The sequence below is a fragment of the Streptomyces sp. NPDC051987 genome (assembly GCF_040680735.1).
Lineage (GTDB): Bacteria > Actinomycetota > Actinomycetes > Streptomycetales > Streptomycetaceae > Streptomyces.
In genome coordinates this window covers 132236-148735 of record NZ_JBFAXI010000006.1, presented here as the reverse complement: position 1 = coordinate 148735, position 16500 = coordinate 132236, and the positions used below count along the sequence as shown (strand labels likewise).

15 protein-coding genes are annotated in these 16500 nt (G+C 72.8%); 6 read left to right on the top strand and 9 right to left on the bottom strand.

Annotation, left to right across the window (positions count from 1 at the left end):
• Positions 1 to 37: 37 nt before the first annotated feature.
• Together AB0M11_RS05460 and AB0M11_RS05455 are read right to left on the bottom strand one after the other, a co-directional pair.
• The gene (locus AB0M11_RS05460) at positions 38 to 541 is read right to left on the bottom strand and encodes a hypothetical protein (RefSeq protein WP_365701615.1); all 504 of its coding nucleotides are present in this window, start codon (positions 539 to 541) and stop codon (positions 38 to 40) included.
• 144 nt (positions 542 to 685) lie between these two features.
• Positions 686 to 1234 (bottom strand): sigma-70 family RNA polymerase sigma factor, encoded by a 549-nt coding sequence (locus AB0M11_RS05455; RefSeq protein ID WP_365701613.1) that lies wholly within the window; start codon positions 1232 to 1234, stop codon positions 686 to 688.
• 221 nt (positions 1235 to 1455) lie between these two features.
• On the opposite strand from AB0M11_RS05455, the gene AB0M11_RS05450 reads away from it, so the two are divergent.
• Positions 1456 to 2604 carry a CapA family protein gene (locus AB0M11_RS05450; protein ID WP_365701611.1) on the top strand — a complete coding sequence of 383 codons (1149 nt, stop codon included), beginning with the start codon at positions 1456 to 1458 and terminating at the stop codon, positions 2602 to 2604.
• A 19-nt stretch (positions 2605 to 2623) separates the two neighbouring features.
• Here AB0M11_RS05450 and AB0M11_RS05445 read toward each other — a convergent pair whose 3' ends face one another.
• Positions 2624 to 3097, bottom strand: a complete 474-nt coding sequence (locus AB0M11_RS05445) for a MarR family transcriptional regulator (protein ID WP_365701609.1) — start codon at positions 3095 to 3097, stop codon at positions 2624 to 2626.
• Between the two features lie 73 nt (positions 3098 to 3170).
• On the opposite strand from AB0M11_RS05445, the gene AB0M11_RS05440 reads away from it, so the two are divergent.
• A complete protein-coding gene (locus AB0M11_RS05440) occupies positions 3171 to 3986 on the top strand; it encodes an alpha/beta hydrolase (protein ID WP_365701607.1) in 816 nt (271 codons plus the stop codon).
• Here the strand turns inward: AB0M11_RS05440 and AB0M11_RS05435 are convergent.
• Entirely contained in the window at positions 3983 to 5395 is a 1413-nt protein-coding gene (locus AB0M11_RS05435) for an amino acid permease (protein ID WP_365701605.1), read from the bottom strand. The genes AB0M11_RS05440 and AB0M11_RS05435 overlap by 4 nt on opposite strands.
• Before the next feature lie 60 nt (positions 5396 to 5455).
• Positions 5456 to 6406, bottom strand: a complete 951-nt coding sequence (locus AB0M11_RS05430) for a LysR family transcriptional regulator (protein WP_365701603.1) — start codon at positions 6404 to 6406, stop codon at positions 5456 to 5458.
• Positions 6407 to 6508: 102 nt separating this feature from the next.
• Between AB0M11_RS05430 and AB0M11_RS05425 the strand changes: the two genes are divergently transcribed.
• Positions 6509 to 7756: an MFS transporter gene (locus tag AB0M11_RS05425; RefSeq protein WP_365701601.1), complete on the top strand. Its 1248-nt coding sequence runs from the start codon at positions 6509 to 6511 to the stop codon at positions 7754 to 7756.
• On the opposite strand, the gene AB0M11_RS05420 is transcribed toward AB0M11_RS05425, so the two are convergent.
• Positions 7692 to 8147: a universal stress protein gene (locus AB0M11_RS05420; protein WP_365701599.1), complete on the bottom strand. Its 456-nt coding sequence runs from the start codon at positions 8145 to 8147 to the stop codon at positions 7692 to 7694. The two genes, AB0M11_RS05425 and AB0M11_RS05420, sit on opposite strands and share 65 nt — an antisense overlap.
• Positions 8148 to 8427: 280 nt before the next feature.
• Here AB0M11_RS05420 and lysX point away from each other — a divergent pair, with 280 nt between their 5' ends.
• Both lysX and AB0M11_RS05410 read left to right on the top strand, forming a co-directional pair.
• On the top strand, positions 8428 to 11700 hold the full coding sequence (lysX, locus tag AB0M11_RS05415; protein WP_365701597.1) for a bifunctional lysylphosphatidylglycerol synthetase/lysine--tRNA ligase LysX: 3273 nt from the start codon (positions 8428 to 8430) through the stop codon (positions 11698 to 11700).
• A gap of 115 nt (positions 11701 to 11815) precedes the next feature.
• The gene (locus tag AB0M11_RS05410; RefSeq protein ID WP_365701595.1) at positions 11816 to 12649 is read left to right on the top strand and encodes a polysaccharide deacetylase family protein; all 834 of its coding nucleotides are present in this window, start codon (positions 11816 to 11818) and stop codon (positions 12647 to 12649) included.
• Between the two features lie 27 nt (positions 12650 to 12676).
• On the opposite strand, the gene AB0M11_RS05405 is transcribed toward AB0M11_RS05410, so the two are convergent.
• Positions 12677 to 13351 (bottom strand): class F sortase, encoded by a 675-nt coding sequence (locus AB0M11_RS05405; protein ID WP_365701593.1) that lies wholly within the window; start codon positions 13349 to 13351, stop codon positions 12677 to 12679.
• Between the two features lie 335 nt (positions 13352 to 13686).
• Here AB0M11_RS05405 and AB0M11_RS05400 point away from each other — a divergent pair, with 335 nt between their 5' ends.
• Complete coding sequence (locus tag AB0M11_RS05400; protein ID WP_365701591.1) at positions 13687 to 14562, top strand: hypothetical protein; 876 nt, start codon at positions 13687 to 13689, stop codon at positions 14560 to 14562.
• A gap of 65 nt (positions 14563 to 14627) precedes the next feature.
• Here AB0M11_RS05400 and AB0M11_RS05395 read toward each other — a convergent pair whose 3' ends face one another.
• Both AB0M11_RS05395 and AB0M11_RS05390 read right to left on the bottom strand, forming a co-directional pair.
• Positions 14628 to 15527, bottom strand: a complete 900-nt coding sequence (locus AB0M11_RS05395) for a hypothetical protein (protein WP_365701724.1) — start codon at positions 15525 to 15527, stop codon at positions 14628 to 14630.
• Between the two features lie 202 nt (positions 15528 to 15729).
• Positions 15730 to 16494 (bottom strand): DUF4239 domain-containing protein, encoded by a 765-nt coding sequence (locus AB0M11_RS05390; protein ID WP_365701589.1) that lies wholly within the window; start codon positions 16492 to 16494, stop codon positions 15730 to 15732.
• Positions 16495 to 16500 lie beyond the last annotated feature (6 nt).

Here is a 16500-nt window from a genome sequence, read left to right as displayed (position 1 = left end):
GGATTCGGAGCGGCCGGGCCCGCGGATTGGTCCTGAATCAGAAAAGATGGATGGCGAGATGTCCGAGGGGGAGTCCGAGCCGCCAGGCGGGGGTCCACACCTTCGGTCCGTCGTCCTCGCCGAACACCGCGCCGCCGCCCGGCACCGCGTCCAGGTCGGGCGCGAGCAGTTCGGTCTCCTCCAGCCAGCGCCAGGCCGCCGCGGCCAGATCCAGGTCCGGTGACGGCCCCGACTCGGCGGCCAGCGCGGTCATGCGTGCGCGCACCCACTCCTGCCACGGCTGGTCGTACGCCGTCAGCGAGAGCCAGTTCTCCAACTGGGAGACGACCCGGATGCCCGACAGTTCGCCGTCCGTGTCGGAGAGGAAGACGGTCAGCGCCAGCGCGTCCCGGCCGGCCCGGAACTCGAAGGACGTCGGCGGCATGAGGTCGCCGGTGCGCAGCAACTCGTCGGCGATGTACTCGGCGTACAGCCACGCCATCGGGACCGCCAGTTCCCCGCTTCCGGCCCCGTCCGTGCTCTCTTGACCTCTGTGCAGCATCCCGTCCTGCCTTCCTCCGGTGCGCGCGTGGCCCCGACCCCGGGGCCGTCTCTCTCCCGGTGCGGAACACGGATGAAGACAGCAGATTGCTCAGACATGGTCCTCAGCAAGGCGCTTTGCAAAGGCTTTGCTCTGCTTGCGGTTTCATCCCAGGTCGGGTGCGTAGCCGGGCAGAACCCGGCGCAGGGCGCGCAGCGCGTAGTACGCGCGCGACTTCACGGTACCGGGGGGAATCCCGAGGGTCTGGGCGGCTTCCGCCACGCTCGCCCCCTGGAAATACACCAGCACCAGGACTTCACGGTGTTCCGGAGTGAGAGTCTTCACAGCCTCCCGGACATCGAGCGCCGCGGCGGCTTGTTCGGCGTGGTCTCCGGTGGCGCGGGCGTTCTCCAGGACGGCGTCGGGCACCTCGGCGGGGCGTGCCCGCCGGGCCCGGCGCGCGTCGATCGCGAGCCGCCGGCCGACGGTCAGCAGCCAGGGCAGCGCGGAGTCGAAGGCCTCGGCGCGCAGCGCCTCCGGGTGCTGCCAGGCGCGCACCAGGGTCTCCTGGACGAGGTCCTCGGCCCGCTGCCGGTCCCCGTCACTGAGCCGCAGCAGCAGCGCGAAGAGCGGTCGGCCGTGCTCGCGCTGGAGCGCGACGAGCTCGTGCTCGGCGGTCGTCGTCCCGTGGGGAAGGGTGGTTCCGGCCGTCATGGCCGTATGGCATCGCAGGGCCCGGCCGGCGGACAGGGGGTGTGCCGGGATGTGCGGCGGACGGTCGATCGTGTCGGTGAACGGTGCGACGAACGGTCCGTCAGCCCCCGTACTCGACCCGGATGGGTCAATCGGGACGCCCGGGTTGTTTGCGGTCGCCTCCACCTTCGTACCCATTGATCTGTAAATCGGACAAGGCTTGCGACTCTGGGGTGCTCCTGATGATCAATCGCAGACGCCAGGCGGCCCTGGCCCTGACCGCCCTCCTCGCCGCCGCGGCCGCCTGTCAGAACCACGTGCGGGAGGAGCGCGCCGCCCCGCCCCCGCACCCGGCGCCCGCCGTGCCCGCGACCGGCTTCACCCTCGTCGCCTCCGGTGACGTGATGCCGCAGAAGTCCGCGACCGACCACGCGAACTTCGACGCGGGCGGCAACGGCTACGACTTCCGCCCGATGCTCGCCGGCGTCGCACCCGTCGTCTCCCGGGCCGACCTGGCACTCTGTCACCTGGCGACGGTCACCGGCGGGGACGGCGACCAGGCCGGCCTCACCTCCCCGCCGCAGCTCGCCGACGCCCTCGCCGCCACCGGCTACGACGGCTGCTCCACCGCCTCCGACCGTGCCCTCGACGACGGCGCCGCGGGTATCCAGCGCACCCTCGCGGCCCTGGACCGGGTGGGCCTCAGGCACTCCGGCACCGCCCGTACCGACACCGAGGCCGGCACCCTCACCCTGATGAAGGCGGGCCGCGCCAAAGTCGCCCAGCTCTCCTACACCTACGACGTCAACGGCAACCTGCTGCCGCCCGGCCAGCCATGGGCCGTCGGCCTCCTCGACGAGAACCGCATCCTCGCCGACGCCCGCGCCGCCCGGCAGGCCGGCGCCGACGTGGTCGTCGTCTCCGTGCACTGGGGCACCGACGGCACCGACGCCCCCGACCAGCAGCAGCTCACCCTCGCCAAGGACCTCACCGCCGCGCGCACCGGCGGCCGCCCCGACATCGACCTGATCCTCGGCACCCACGCCCACGTCCCGCAGGCGTACGAGAAGGTCAACGGCACCTGGGTGGTCTACGGCCTCGGCGACCAGCTGGCCGGCGAGATGTACAACGGCGAGGGCCGCCAGGACCCGCGCGGCAACGAGTCCACCCTCGCCCGCTTCACCTTCACCCCGCCCACCCGGCCGGGCGGCCGCTGGGAGGTGGCCAAGGCCGAGTTCATCCCCCAGTTGTACGACCTCGACGCCGGCCGGGTGGTGAACCTCAACGCGGCCATCGACCAGGGCGCGGACTTCACCGCCGCCCGGGACGCCATCCGCGACGTCGTGCTCAGCCGAGGGGCCGCCAAGGACGGGCTGATCATGGGGGAGTAGCGGCACGACGCGGTGGCGGTCACTCCACGTCGACGTGGTCGAAGGTCGCCAGCAGCTGCTTCAGCACGCGCACGCACGCCGTGATCTCGGCGTCGGTCAGATCGCCGCCGACCTGCCGGTTCAGGGCGTGCTCGCGGGCGAGGACCGCGGTGATGGTCGCCCGGCCCTCCTCCGTGAGCCGGATCAGGGAGGAGCGCTGGTGCGCCGGGTTGGGGGTGACCTCTGCCCAGCCGCGCGCCACCGCGTCGTTCACCATGCGCTGCACGAACTGACGGCTCAGCGCCATGATCCGGCCCATCTGCGGCACCGTCATGGGCTCGTAGCGGCGCAGCAGGTCCAGCACCGAGCGCACCCCGACCGAGGCGCCCTCGATCTGCTCGCCCTGCTCGACCTTGCGGAAGGCGCGCCGGTAGAGCGGGCCGATCAGGTCGAACACCTCGGTGATGCGCTCGCCCAGCTCGTCGGGGGCAAGGGGCTTGTCGATGTCGTTCACCCGGCCATCATGCACCTCCGGCAAGATGACAACCAGGTTGTCAAAATCCCGGGAAGATGACACCTTGGTTGTCATGAATGATGCTGTGGACGTCCGCTTCCTCCCGTCCTCCGACGGCGACCTCGCCTACCTCGACACCGGCTCCGGCGACCCGGTGGTCCTGCTCCACGCCGGATACGTCGACCACCGCTTCTGGTACCGGCAGCTCCCGGCACTGACCGACAGGTACCGGGTGATCGCCTCGGACGTGCGCGGCCACGGGTTCTCCGCCAACGCGAGCAGGCCGTTCCGCTGGGCCGACGACCTCGCCGAACTCCTGCGCCGGCTGGACGCCGGGCCCGCCGTCCTGGTCGGCGTCTCCATGGGCGGGGTCATCGCCACCGACACCGTGCTGGAACACCCCGAGCTGGTCCGGGCGGTGGTCACCTGCGGGGCGGCCACCGGCGACTTCCGGTACACGGACCCCTGGCACACGCGACTCCAGGCCGAGTACGCCCGCACGCTGGGCGCCGGTGACACAGAGGGCTGGCTCGACGCCTTCGTGCGGGTCGTGGCGGGCGAGCACCGCACCCTCGACGCCGTAGACCCGGAGATCCCGCGCCGGCTGCGGGAGCTGGCCCTGCACACGATCGCGAAGCACACGCCGGACGAGCCCGACCTGCTGGTGCGCGTGACCGACTCCTGGTCCCGGGTGCCGAAGATCGACGTCCCGGTGCTCGCGGTCAACGGCGGCCTGGAACCCGCCGAGCTGCTCGCCGCCGCCGACCGCCTGGCCCGCGAGGTCCCGCACGGCCGGGCCGAGATCGTCGCGGGCACGGGCCACTACCCGAACCTGGAGCGGCCGGCGGAGTTCAACGACCTCCTGCTCGGCTTCCTCCGCGACCTCTAACGCCCGGCCAGTCGCGACCTCTTGTACGAGTAGCCGAAGTAGATCACGCACCCGATCACGAACCAGACCGCGAACCGCACCCAGGTCTGCCACTTCAGGAACGTGATCAGCCAGACCGAGAAGACGACACCCAGCGCCGGCACGAACGGCATCCACGGCGTACGGAAGGTGCGCGGCAGCTCCGGCTGCCGGTAGCGCAGCACGATCACCGCCGTGCACACCACCACGAACGCCAGCAGGATGCCGATGTTGGTCAGTTCGGCGGCCTCGCCGATCGGCACGAACCCGGCGAGCAGCGCCGAGGCCACCCCGACGATCCAGGTCACCCGGGTCGGCACGTGCCGCGTCGGGTGCGTCTTCGCGAACCAGCCGGGCAGCAGCCCGTCCCGCGACATGCTGAACCACACCCGGGTCACCCCCAGCATGAACGTGAACATGACGGTCAGGATGCCGATGATCGCGCCCACCGCGATCACGTCCGCGAGACCGCTCAGCCCCACCGACTTGAACGCCGTGGAGAATCCGCTCTCCGGGTCGATGTCCTTGTAGTTCTGCATGCCCGTCAGGACCAGGCAGGCCGCCACGTAGAGCACCATCGAGATCGCCAGCGAGTAGATGATCGCCTTCGGCATGTGCCGCTGCGCGTCCCTCGACTCCTCGGCCGCCGTGGACATCGCGTCGTAGCCGAAGACCGCGAAGAACACGGTCGCCGCTCCGGTGAAGGCGCCGCTGACGCCGAACGGGAAGAAGGGGTGGTAGTTCGCCGAGTCGATGTGGAACACACCGACGCCGATCACCACCAGGACCACCAGCACCTTGAGCACCACCACGAAGGTCTCGAAGCGGGCCGCGCTGCGGATGCCGAGGTTGAGCAGGTACGCGATCAGCAGGCAGAGGAGCGCGGCGAACAGGTCCACGCGGTGACCGGCCCCGGTGCCGGGGGCGCCGAGCATCCAGTGCGGCAGGTGCGCGCCCATCTCCTCGACCAGGAAGCCGAAGTAGCCGGAGATGCCGATGGCGACCACCGCCACGATCGCCGTGTACTCCAGGAGCAGGTCCCAGCCGATGAACCAGCCCGCGAACTCGCCGAGCACCGCGTAGCCGTACGTGTAGGCCGACCCCGCCTTGGGGATCAGCCCGGCGAACTCGGCGTACGACAGCGCGGCGCAGGCGCTCGCCACGCCGGCGATGAGGAAGGACACCAGGACGGCGGGCCCCGCCGTCTCGTTGGCGACCGTGCCGGCGAGGGTGAAGATGCCCGCGCCGATGATGCCGCCCACCCCGATCGCGGTCAGCTGTGCCAACCCGAGCGATCTCTCCAGCTGAGGGCCCTCGGTGACCTCCGTCTCCTCGATGTGTTCGATGGGTTTGCGGCGGAGAATGCCTTCACCCATGCGGAGCCTGGCCATGTGCCTCACCTCTTCGCCGATCGCGAACGGCTGACGGCCGATCATGATGACCCAGGGGCATCAGGGACGGAAGACGCCACGCACGGTCTCGGCCCAGCCGGGCGTCCAGGCCCGGGCGGCGGTGCGCGGAGGGCGGGCCGCCTCCAGATGGGTGCGCAGGGCGGGGAGCGCGGGGTGCGGGTTGGCGGCGGACCAGAGCAGGAAGTGCGGGTAGAGGGGCGTCGGGTCGACCAGCGGGATCCGGCGCAGATCGTGGCCGTCCGGCCAGGTCAGCGCGGTCCGCTCACTGACCAGGGTGGTCAGGGTGGCGGAGCCGGCGAGCGCGTCCTGCAGCGCACCGGAGAAGTTGGGGCCGGAGGAGTCGATGGTGAGGCCGAACGCGGCGGCGAGCGAGGCGTAGTACGCGGCCCACTCGGTTCCCTCGACGATCCCCGGCATCCAGATCCGGTGCCCGGCCAGCTCCGCGAGCGCGACCGAGCTCCGGCCGGCCAGCACGTGCCCCGGACCGGTGAGCAGCTGGAGCGGCTCGTCGTACACCCGGACGGCCTCGACGCCCCGGGGCAGCGGCCGGCCGGGCATGGCCACCGCCCGGAAGGACGCGTCGACCGCACCGGAGCGCAGCGCGGTGAGCGCCGAGTCCACGTCGAAGAGGGTCACGACGTCCAGGGCGAGGTCCGGGTGCGCCTCGTGGAAGCCGCGCAGCAGCGCCGCCGGGGCCAGCCGGGCGCCCACCACGTCGACCCGCAGCGGGCGCCGCCCCCGCCCCACCGAGGCGGCGGCCCGCTCCGCGGCCAGCAACAGCTCGCGGGCGTACGGCAGGAAGGCCCGGCCGTCGACGGTCGGCTCGGCGCCCCGGGCGGTCCGGGTGAACAACCGCACCCCCAACTCCCTCTCCAGCGCCGCGATCCGCTTGGACACGGCCTGCTGGGTCACCGCCAGCACGGCCGCGGCCTCCTGGAACTGCCCGGAGTCGGCCACGGCGACGAAGGTGCGCACGGCGGTGAGGTCCACCGCCACACCGTACAACCGATGGTTGTGGCAGCGGGCCCGCAGGTTGTTTGATTCGGCGGCCACCTGCGCGTTTTCATGTCCCGGATCAACGGGAGGTTGTGCATGGGACGGCGGTTCGGATGGCTGTGGGCCGCGTACTCGGTGAGTGCGCTCGGCACCTGGCTGGCCTTCGACGCCTTCACGGTGATCGCGGTCATCGCCCTGCACGCCGGGCCCGCCGAAGTGGCGCTGCTCGCCGCGACCGGGCCCGCCGTCGGCGCGCTGGCGGCGGTGCCGCTCGGGCCCTGGGTGGAGTTCCGGCGCAAGCGGCCGGTGATGACGGCGATGGACCTGGTCCGGTTCGCCGCGCTGCTCACCGTGCCGGCCACGTACGCGCTCGGTGCCCTGGGCCTCGGCCAGCTGCTGCTGGTCTCGGTGGTCGTCGCGGCCGCCGACATCACCTTCAACGCGGCCTCCGGCGCCTTCCTGAAGTCCCTCGTCCCGGCCGACCGGCTGCTCACCGCGAACGCCCGGTTCGAGTCCACCAACTGGACCGCGCTGGTCCTCGGACCGCCCCTCGGCGGCGCCGCGATCGGCCTGTTCGGGCCCGTGACCACCGTCGCGGCGAACGCGGTCAGCTTCCTGCTGTCGGCGCTCGGCATCCGGGCGGTCGGCGGCGGCGAGCCCCGCCCCGCCCCCCGGGAGGTGCAGCGGCTGCGCGCCGCGGACCTGCTCGACGGCTGGCGGCACATCCTCACCAGCCCCACCCTGCGGCCCCTCTTCCTCAACAGCCTCGCGGGCAACGCCCTGATCATGGTCGCCGCGCCGCCGCTGGCCGTCCTCATGCTCGGCCCGCTCGGCTTCGCCCCCTGGCAGTACGGCCTCGCCTTCGCCGTGCCCTGCCTGGGCGGCCTGCTCGGCGCCCGGCTCGCCCGGCCGCTGGTCGCGCGGCACGGGCAGTGGCGGGTGCTGCGCACCGCGAGCGCCCTGCGCGCCGTCTGGCCCCTCGGGCTGGCCTTCGTCGGGCCCGGCCTGCCCGGCCTGCTGCTGGTGATGGTCCTGGAGGCCGGGGTGATCACCTGCTCCGCCGTCTACAGCCCGGTGTACGCCACCCGCCGACTGGAGCACACCCCGGACGACCGGGTCGCCCGCACCCTGTCCGCCTGGTCGGTCACCGGCAAGGCCACCACCGCCGCCCTGACCGCCCTGTGGGGCCTGCTGGCGAGCCTCACCGGGCCGCGCACCGCCATCGCCCTCGCCGGGATCCTGCTCCTGGCGACCCCGCTGCTGCTCCCCCGGGAGACCCCTACGGCACGACCGTCACCGGCCACCGTCCCGCCTTCACCAGACGGATCGCGACGGAGCCGATGAAGCGGTGGCCGGCCTGCTCGGAGGCGCCCACCACGACCGCGTCGGCCTTCAGCTCGTCGGCCGCCTTGACCAGCCCGTTGTAGGCGTCGCCGCGGAAGGTGTGGAACTCCCAGCGGACCTCGAATATCCCCCTGAGCCGCTCGGTCGCCTCCCGGATCTGGCCGACCAGGTCCTCCGCGATCTCGTCGGTGGTCTCCGCCACCGGCGCCCCGAGCGCCGCGCCGGCCGCCAGCACCGGCTGGACGTACACGACGGCCAGCAGCGCGTGCTGCCGGCGGGCCAGACCGGCGGCGTAGGAGGCCGCCCGCCACGAGGACTCCGAGCCGTCCATGCCGACCACGATGACCTTGGGCCCGTCCGTGCCCCGCTCGAACTGGTGTTGTTCCGCCACGCTCCGAGGCTATCGGAATCCCCCCGTCCGGCCAGTGCCCGGGGCGTCCCGCCGGGTCGGCCGTGCGGTGTTCGGGCGCGGGCCCGGTGGGGGCTGTTCGCGCAGTAGCACGCGCCCCTTGAAGAGGGGCGCCAGGTGCACGCCTCTCAACGGGGCGCGGGGAACTGCGCGAGCACCCACGCACAACCCGCGGGCGCCCACCGGGCGAGCCGGACCCGGCCGGGTCCGGGGGCGCCTGTTCGGCGGGCGGGGCGGGCGGAGGCTTCCTAGAGTCGGAGACATGAGTGCCGCCGTGGAGCCCGCCACGGGTCGAGAGCCGGCGGGCCCGACACGCCCGCCCCGCGGCAGGCGGCTGACCTGGGTGCCGGAGGCCTTCGGGACGTTCTTCGGCGCCCTCGCCCTGCTGTGCGCCCTGCTCTCCTTCATCGCCCCGATGCGCGTGCTGCTCCATCCGGTCGTGCACTTCGTCGACGCCGTCGTGGTGCCCGTCAGCCCCAACCTGGCCTACGCGGTCTTCCTGTTCCTGCTCGGCGGCGCCACCGCCGCCCGCAAGAAGGTCGCCTGGTGGCTGGTGGTGATCTACCTCGGCCTGCTGGTGCTCGCCGACGTCCTCACCGTCGCCTTCGGCTTCGACTGGTACTCGTTCAGCTCACTGGTGGTCTGCGGACTCGCGCTGGCCCTGCTGATCACGGCTCGCCGTGAGTTCTACGCCGCCTCCCGCCGGGCCGCCGTACGCCGTGCCCTCGCCGTCCTGCTGATCGGCCTGGTGGTGGCCATCCTGGCCGGCTGGGGCCTGGTCTCGCTCTTCCCCGGCTCGCTCCCGCACGGCCAGCACCTGGCCTGGGCGGCCGACCGGGTCTGCGGCGGCCTGGTCTCCGTCCGCAGCTACGGCGGCCGACCGCCCCGCTTCGTCGCCTTCCTGCTCGGCCTCTTCGGCGCCCTCGCCCTGCTCAACGCCGCCGCCACCCTGTTCCGTTCGCAGCGCCTGGAGGCCGCCCTGCACGGCGACGAGGAGGCCCGCATCCGCGCTCTCCTCAAGGCCTACGGCGACCGGGACTCCCTCGGCTACTTCGCCACCCGCCGCGACAAGGCCGTGGTCTTCTCGCCCAGCGGCAAGGCCGCCGTCACCTACCGGGTCGAGGCCGGCGTCTGCCTGGCCAGCGGCGACCCCGTCGGCGACCCGGAGGCCTGGCCGCACGCCATCGACCGCTGGCTGGACGTGGCCCGCCGGCACGCCTGGGCACCCGCGGTGATGGGCGCCTCCGAGGACGGCGCCAGAGCCTACGCCCGCGCCGGCCTCGGCGCCCTGCAACTCGGCGACGAGGCGATCCTGCACGTCACCGACTTCGACCTCGGCGGCCGCGAGATGCGGGTCACCCGGCAGGCGGTCAACCGGGTCCGGCGCACCGGCGCCAGCTGCCGGATCCGCCGCCACGCCGCCCTCACCGAGACGGAGATGGAGGAGATCGTCGACCGGGCCGACGCCTGGCGCGACACCGAGACCGAGCGCGGCTTCTCCATGGCCCTGGACCGGCTCGGCGACCCCGCGGACGGCGACTGCCTGCTGGTGGAGGCCATGGCCGAGGACGGCCGGCTGCTCGCCCTGCTCTCCTTCGTGCCCTGGGGCGGCGACGGCATCTCCCTCGACCTGATGCGCCGGGACCGCACCGCACCCAACGGGGTCATGGAGTTCATGGTCGCCGATCTGTGCGCCGCCGCCCCCAGACTGGGCGTGCACCGGATCTCCATGAACTTCGCTGTCTTCCGCTCGGTCTTCGAGGAGGGCGCCCGCATCGGCGCCGGACCGGTGCTGCGGCTCTGGCGCCGACTGCTGCTGTTCTTCTCCCGCTGGTGGCAGCTGGAGGCCCTGTACCGCTCCAACGCCAAGTACCGACCCGAGTGGTACCCGCGCTTCCTCTGCTACGGCGACGCCGGCTCCCTCGCCCGGATCGGCCTCGCCTCCGGAATCGCCGAAGGGTTCGTCTCCGTACCGTCCCTGCGCAAACTCTGGGGAAAGGGGCACGCGCGCCCCGGGCCGCGGCCCGCCGGGGCGGCCGCCTCCGCGCAGGCGCCCGGTGCCGCCGGAGGAGAGGGGCCGGCGTCCGGCGCACCGGACGCCGGCCTGCCGGACCAGTTCCGGGTCCGGCGCCACAAGCTGGACCGGCTGCGGGCGGCGGGTGCCGATCCCTACCCCGTCGCGACCGTACGGCCCACCCGCGCCCTCGCCGACCTGCGCGAGGGCGAGACGGCCACCGTCGCCGGACGGATCATGCTCGTCCGCGACTTCGGCGGCATCGTCTTCGTAACCCTGCGCGACTGGTCCGGCGACCACCAGATCGCCCTGACCCGCGACGGATCCGGCACCGCCCTCGACCGGTTCACCGCCGACGCCGACATCGGCGACCAGATCACCGCCACCGGCCGCGCGGGCGCCAGCGACCGGGGCGAACCCACCCTCTTCGTCACCGACTGGCAGCTCACCGCCAAGTGCCTGCGCCCGCTGCCCGACAAGCACCGCGGCCTCACCGACCCCGAGGCCAGGATCCGCCGCCGCCATCTCGACCTCGCCACCGGCCCCGCCGCCCGCGCCGTCGTCCGCACCCGCTCCACCGCCGTACAGGCGCTGCGCCAGGGCCTCCTGGACCGGGGCTACCTGGAGGTCGAGACCCCGGTGCTCCAGCAGATCCACGGCGGCGCCAACGCCCGCCCCTTCACCACCCACAGCAACGCCTACGACCTCGACCTCCATTTGCGCATCGCCCCCGAGCTGTACCTCAAGCGGCTCTGCGTCGGCGGTCTGGAGAAGGTCTTCGAACTCGGCCGGACCTTCCGCAACGAGGGCGTCTCCCACAAGCACAACCCCGAGTTCACGATGCTGGAGGCCTACCAGGCGTACGCCGACTACGACGTGATGCTCGACCTCGCCCGCGAACTGGTCCAGGGCGCCGCGACCGCCGCCTTCGGCTCGCCGGTGGTCCGCCGGGACGGACGCGAGTACGACATCTCCGGCACCTGGCCGGTCAGGACCGTGTACGGGGCCGTCTCCGAGGTGCTGGGGGAGGAGATCGGCCCCGGCACCGAACTGCTGCGGCTGCACCGGCACTGCGACCGGACCGGGGTGCCGTACACCGCCGACGACGGGCCCGGGGACGTCGTCCTGGAGATGTACGAACGGCTGGTCGAGGAGCGGACCGAGCTGCCCACCTTCTACAAGGACTTCCCGGCCGACGTCTCCCCGCTCGCCCGGCAGCACCGCACCGACCCCAGGCTCGCCGAACGCTGGGACCTGGTCGCCTTCGGCACCGAACTCGGCACCGCCTACTCCGAACTGACCGACCCCCTGGAACAGCGCCGCCGGCTCACCGCCCAGTCCCTGCTCGCCGCCGACGGCGACCCCGAGGCGATGGAGCTAGACGAGGACTTCCTCGACGCCCTCGAATACGCGATGCCGCCCACCGGCGGGCTCGGCATCGGCGCCGACCGGCTGGTCATGTTCCTCACCGGTCTGACCATCCGCGAGACGCTGCTCTTCCCGCTGGTCCGCCGCCGCTGAGTTTTTTGGCCTTTTCTTACCGAAACCTCCCTTTGCTGGTCCGTGCGGGTGCTTTCCCGCCGCCGCACCGGTGTCGATGTGCTGCGGCGGCGCCCTGCCGGGCGACTGATGACTCATGCAGAAGGATCAGTTGTTCACCCGACGCCGGCTGCTGCTCGCCGGCGGCGCCGCTCTGGGAGCCGCCGGCACCGCGGGCATCGTGCTGGCGAGCAGCGCCGAGGAAGCGGCCGGCGGAGTCGTCCCGGCCGCGGGAGCGCAGGCCCGCCCGGCGCTCAAGTCCTCCGCCTTCCGGCTCCAGCCGCTCACCGGAGACGGGCCGCCGCCCGCCAAGCCGCGCAAGCTCAAGGTCCGCAAGGAACCCATCACGGAGATCTCCCGCAGCGGCAGGCGGATGATGCTCACCTTCGACGACGGCCCCAACCCGAACTACACCCCGCACATCCTGGACACCCTCGCCAGGTACGACGTGCGGGCGATGTTCTTCCTGTGCGGGGAGTGCATCGTGGTGAACCGGGAGCTGGTGGCGCGGATGGCCGACGAGGGGCATGTGGTGGGCAACCACACCTGGACGCATCCGCTGCTGACCACCCTGAACCGCCGCGAGATCCGCGACGAGATGAGGAGCACCAGCGACGCCATCGAGGACACCTACGGCGAACGCCCGCAGTGGTTCCGCGCCCCCTACGGCGCCTGGAACCGCGCCGCCTTCCAACTCGGCGCCGAGATGGACATGGAACCGATGGCCTGGACCGTGGACAGCACCGACTGGACCGAACCGGGCACCCGCACCATCGTGGACACGATCGAGAACGGCGCCGCGCCCGGTGTCGTGGTCCTCTCCCACGACGCCGGGGGCGACCGCTCGCAGAGCGTCCAGGCCCTGCGTGAGTACCTGCCCTACCTGCTGGACAACGGCTACCACCTGACTGTGCCGCGCCGCCGCACGTGACCGCCCCCAGCCCGCCCGGTGGTGGCCTCAGCGGGCCTCGACCAGGCGGGCGAAGACCACGACGTTCCCGTCGTAGCCGTTCTGCTTGGAGAAACCGCCGCCGCAGGTGATGACGCGCAACTCCGGGGTGCCCTTGGAACCGTAGACCCGGTCGCCGGGGAAGCCGGCCTTCGCGAAGACCTCGATCCCGTAGATCTCGAAGACGGCCGTCCTGCCGTCCTGGCGGTCCACCTCGATGCGGTTCCCCTTCTTCAGGGAACCGAGCCCGTAGAAGACCGCCGGGCCCTTCGTGTTGTCCACATGGCCCACCACCACGGAGGTGCCCTTCTCGCCGGGCGAGACCCCGCCGGTGAACCAGCCCGCGAGATTCGGGTCGTCCGGCGGCGGCGCCGCGATCCAGCCGTCCGTGTCCAGCCCCACCGGCATCACCGGCGCGTCGACCCGGATCGCCGGGATCCGGATCCGGTTGGCCGCGGCGAACGGCAGCGCGGCGGGCGCCGTGGCGAAGGTGCCGGGTACCGTGGTACGGCTGTCCGGGGCGGCGGCCGAGGCCGGCTGCGGCGGGCCGACGTCGAACTCTCCCGAACCGTTCCGAATGAGCGCCAGGCCGGTCAGCAGAACGAGCGCTATCACGCCCCACGGGGCACGCTTCCGCCGCCGCTCCTCCTCTTCCGCCACCTCGGAAAGTTCGGACGCAGACATTCGCCATCCCCTCTCGACGCGGCCGCCTTCATGTCCGTCTCGCGCATGGGAAAAAGCTAAGTCCCCCGCGCACGTGCGGCGACGGGGCGACGGGCGAACGGGTGGCCCGCGGGTGTTCCGGTGCGCCATCCGAGTTGCCGTTCGCAGGTTTTTTCTGACGGTCCGTGACCTGCGGCAATATCCGATTGTGCGCTTTTCGTGCGGCGTGTCCCCTCACCAGGACGGACCATTCTCGACATGCGGGCGTGTTCCGGGCGTCTGAGGGTCTAGGCGGGAGGTGCTTTCTCGCCGATCCACCGGGGACCGTTCCCGGGGCGCCTTCCGCGGAGGAAGAGATGCGAAACTCACGTGCCCTGGCGGCCGCGTGCACAGTGGTCGCCGTGCTCGGAGCCGCCGCCCCCACGGCCGTCGCCGACGGCCTGGGCAACCCCGGCGGCCCGCCCAACACCCAGGCCCCGGTCGTCGGGGGGACGGGCGTGGCCCCCGGTGCCGGTGTCGGCGGGGTCGGCGGAGTCGGGGGTGTCGGCGGTGTCGGGGGTGTCGGTGTCGCCCCCGGAGTCGGCGGTGTCGGAGTGGTCCCCGGGGTCGCGGTCCCCGGAGTCGTCGTCCCCGGATACGGGCTGGGCGGCAACGGTGACGGGCGTTTCAACAACAACTTCCGCGGACGGGGCAGGGACGAGTTCGGTGGGCGCGGGAGGGACGAGTTCGGTGGGCGCGGGAGGGACGAGTTCGGCGGCCGGGGTGACGAGGGGCGGTTCGACGAGTTCGGCGGCCGGGGCGACGAGGGGCGCTTCGACGACTTCGACGGCCGGGGCGAGGGCGTGCGCAACATCGTCGCCCAGCCCCGGGCGATCTCCAGCGGCGCCCGGCTCACCGTCACCGTCAACGGCTGCCGCAGCGGCGTCATGACCTCCCGTGCCTTCCGTACGACGCCGCTCTTCCCGTTCGGCGGCGACATGGCGCGCGGTGTCGCCACCATCGACCGGGACGCCCGCCCCGGCCCCTACGACCTGACCGTCCGCTGCGACGGACGCACCCTGACCCGGCCGTCCGCGTTCTTCGTGCTCGGCGGGGTGCGCGGCGGGGTCGGCGGCAGCGTCTCCAGCGGGGCGACGCCGACCGACATGGCGATCGGCGGTGGCCTGGTGGGCGCGGCCGTGCTCGCCGGCTGCGGGTTCTGGCTGCGCCGCCGGCACGAGAAGCGGATCTGACCCGGCGGGCCTGTGCCCCCGTCCCGCGGCGGACCGGGGCACAGATCCGTCGTGCCGCGCCACGGTCAGGCGCCGTCCTCGCCGGCGTGCCTGCGCGAGCGCCGGTACGCGGTACCGACCGAGCCCACCACGAGCGCCGCGCCCAGGCCGATCTCCTGGAGGTCGAAGCCGCCGAGGCTGCCGCCGCCCTGACCGGCCTGGACACCGTGTCCGGGGGGAAGGGGCTGCGGATTGAGCCCCTGGCCACCCACCGAACCACCCGCCGAACCGCCGTCCGTCCGCCCGCCCGCACCGCCGTCGGCACGGCTGTCGGTCTCGCCGTCGGTGTGCCCGCCGGCCTGCTCATCGCTGCGCCCGTCGGTGTGCCCGTCGGCCTGCTCGGCGCCGCTCCCGTTGCCGTGCTCGTCGGCGGCGCCGGCGGTGCTGCCGACCGGGTGTTCGGCTGTGTGTCCGCCCGCGTGCGCGTCCGCGCGCCCGCCGGTCTGCCCTGCCGGGTCCGGGCGTGCGTCGCCCCGCCCGCCGGTGCGGCCGTCGGTGAGCCCGTGTGCGTCGGCGTGTCCGTCGGTGAGCCCGTGTGCGTCGGCGGGTGCGGCCGGCACGCTGCCCGCGACGGCCAGTTCGGCCGATGCGCTGGACCCGTCGCAGGTGACCGTCACCCGGTACGACGCCCGCGACTTCGCGGTTCGGTCGACCGTGGCCGTCTCCGAGTCCCGCTCCGACGGGATGCGGACGGTGCCGAAGACACCCGACGTCACGGTCGCGGCGCCCCGGCAGCCGCCGCCCCGGTCCAGGTGCAGACTCACCCGGCCGCCCGCCGCCACGGTGGCGGGCGTGACCCGGAATCCGAGGGGCCGCCGCCCGCCCTCCAGGCCTCCGCCGCTGTCGCTCGCCAGGATGACCGGAGCGCAGAGGGCGAGGGCGCCGAGACCCAGCAGTGCGGCCGAGGCGACGCGTATCGCGCGCATGGTGGTTCCTCCGGTCCCCGAGGAGCAGCGGGCGGACCTGTTTCCGCCGGTGCCGGGATTGCACCTCGATGACCGGAACGCTAGAAAGCCGCGCACATGCGCGCGAACGCAGTAGCGCGAACGGGGGAGATGCGTGCGCCGTCCGGGGGACACCGACGGCGTGGCGCGCCGCGGCGCGGTGTCGGTGTCCCCCGGGGTGCCGCTACCCCTTGAGGTGCGGGAAGAGGTTCAGGAACGGCTGCGCGGTCGCCGTGATACCCCGGCTGTACGGCTCGTCGAAGTCCCAGATCAGGAACAGCATGAAGGCGATCGTCGCGGAGAACAGGCCGGCGAGGATCAGCTCGCGCCGGGTGCGCCTGATCTGCAGTGCGAAGACCATGCCGATGGTGACCGCGGCTCCGGTCAGCAGCCCGACCCACACCACGCTCGGCATGGTCGCCCCGGTCGAGTCGGCACGGGCGCTGCGGGCCTGGTCGAGCGCGGCCACCTGGTCCACCAGCGGCTGGTAGGCCTGCGCCTGGAAGTCGGTCTTCGGCTGGTAGTCGGTGACGTCCTGGCGGATCTGGGCGAGCAGCTCCGCGCCCTGCGCGGAGAGCCGGCCGTGGTCGGCCATCTCCTTCCACTCCTTCTCGACGACCTGGGTGACGTAGGCGTCGACGTCCGCCCGGATCCGGTCACGGGTGTCGGGCGGGTACACCCGCACCCGTTCGTAGATCTCGTGCAGCGCCTGCGCCTCCGCCTGCACGTGGTCCTGGGCGGCGCTGCGGGCCTCCCACACGCCGGCCACCGCCAGGCCGAGGACGATGGCGTAGATGACGCCGATCCACATGGTCATGTACTCGATGACGTCCGGCGTCTCGGAGGGATCCTCGTCCTCCGCCGCCCTCTTGTGACGGACGAGGGTGATGATGACGACCACGGCGACGGCCGCGAGCATCGCGAGGACGAGAACAAGCCAATCCGGCAACGGAAG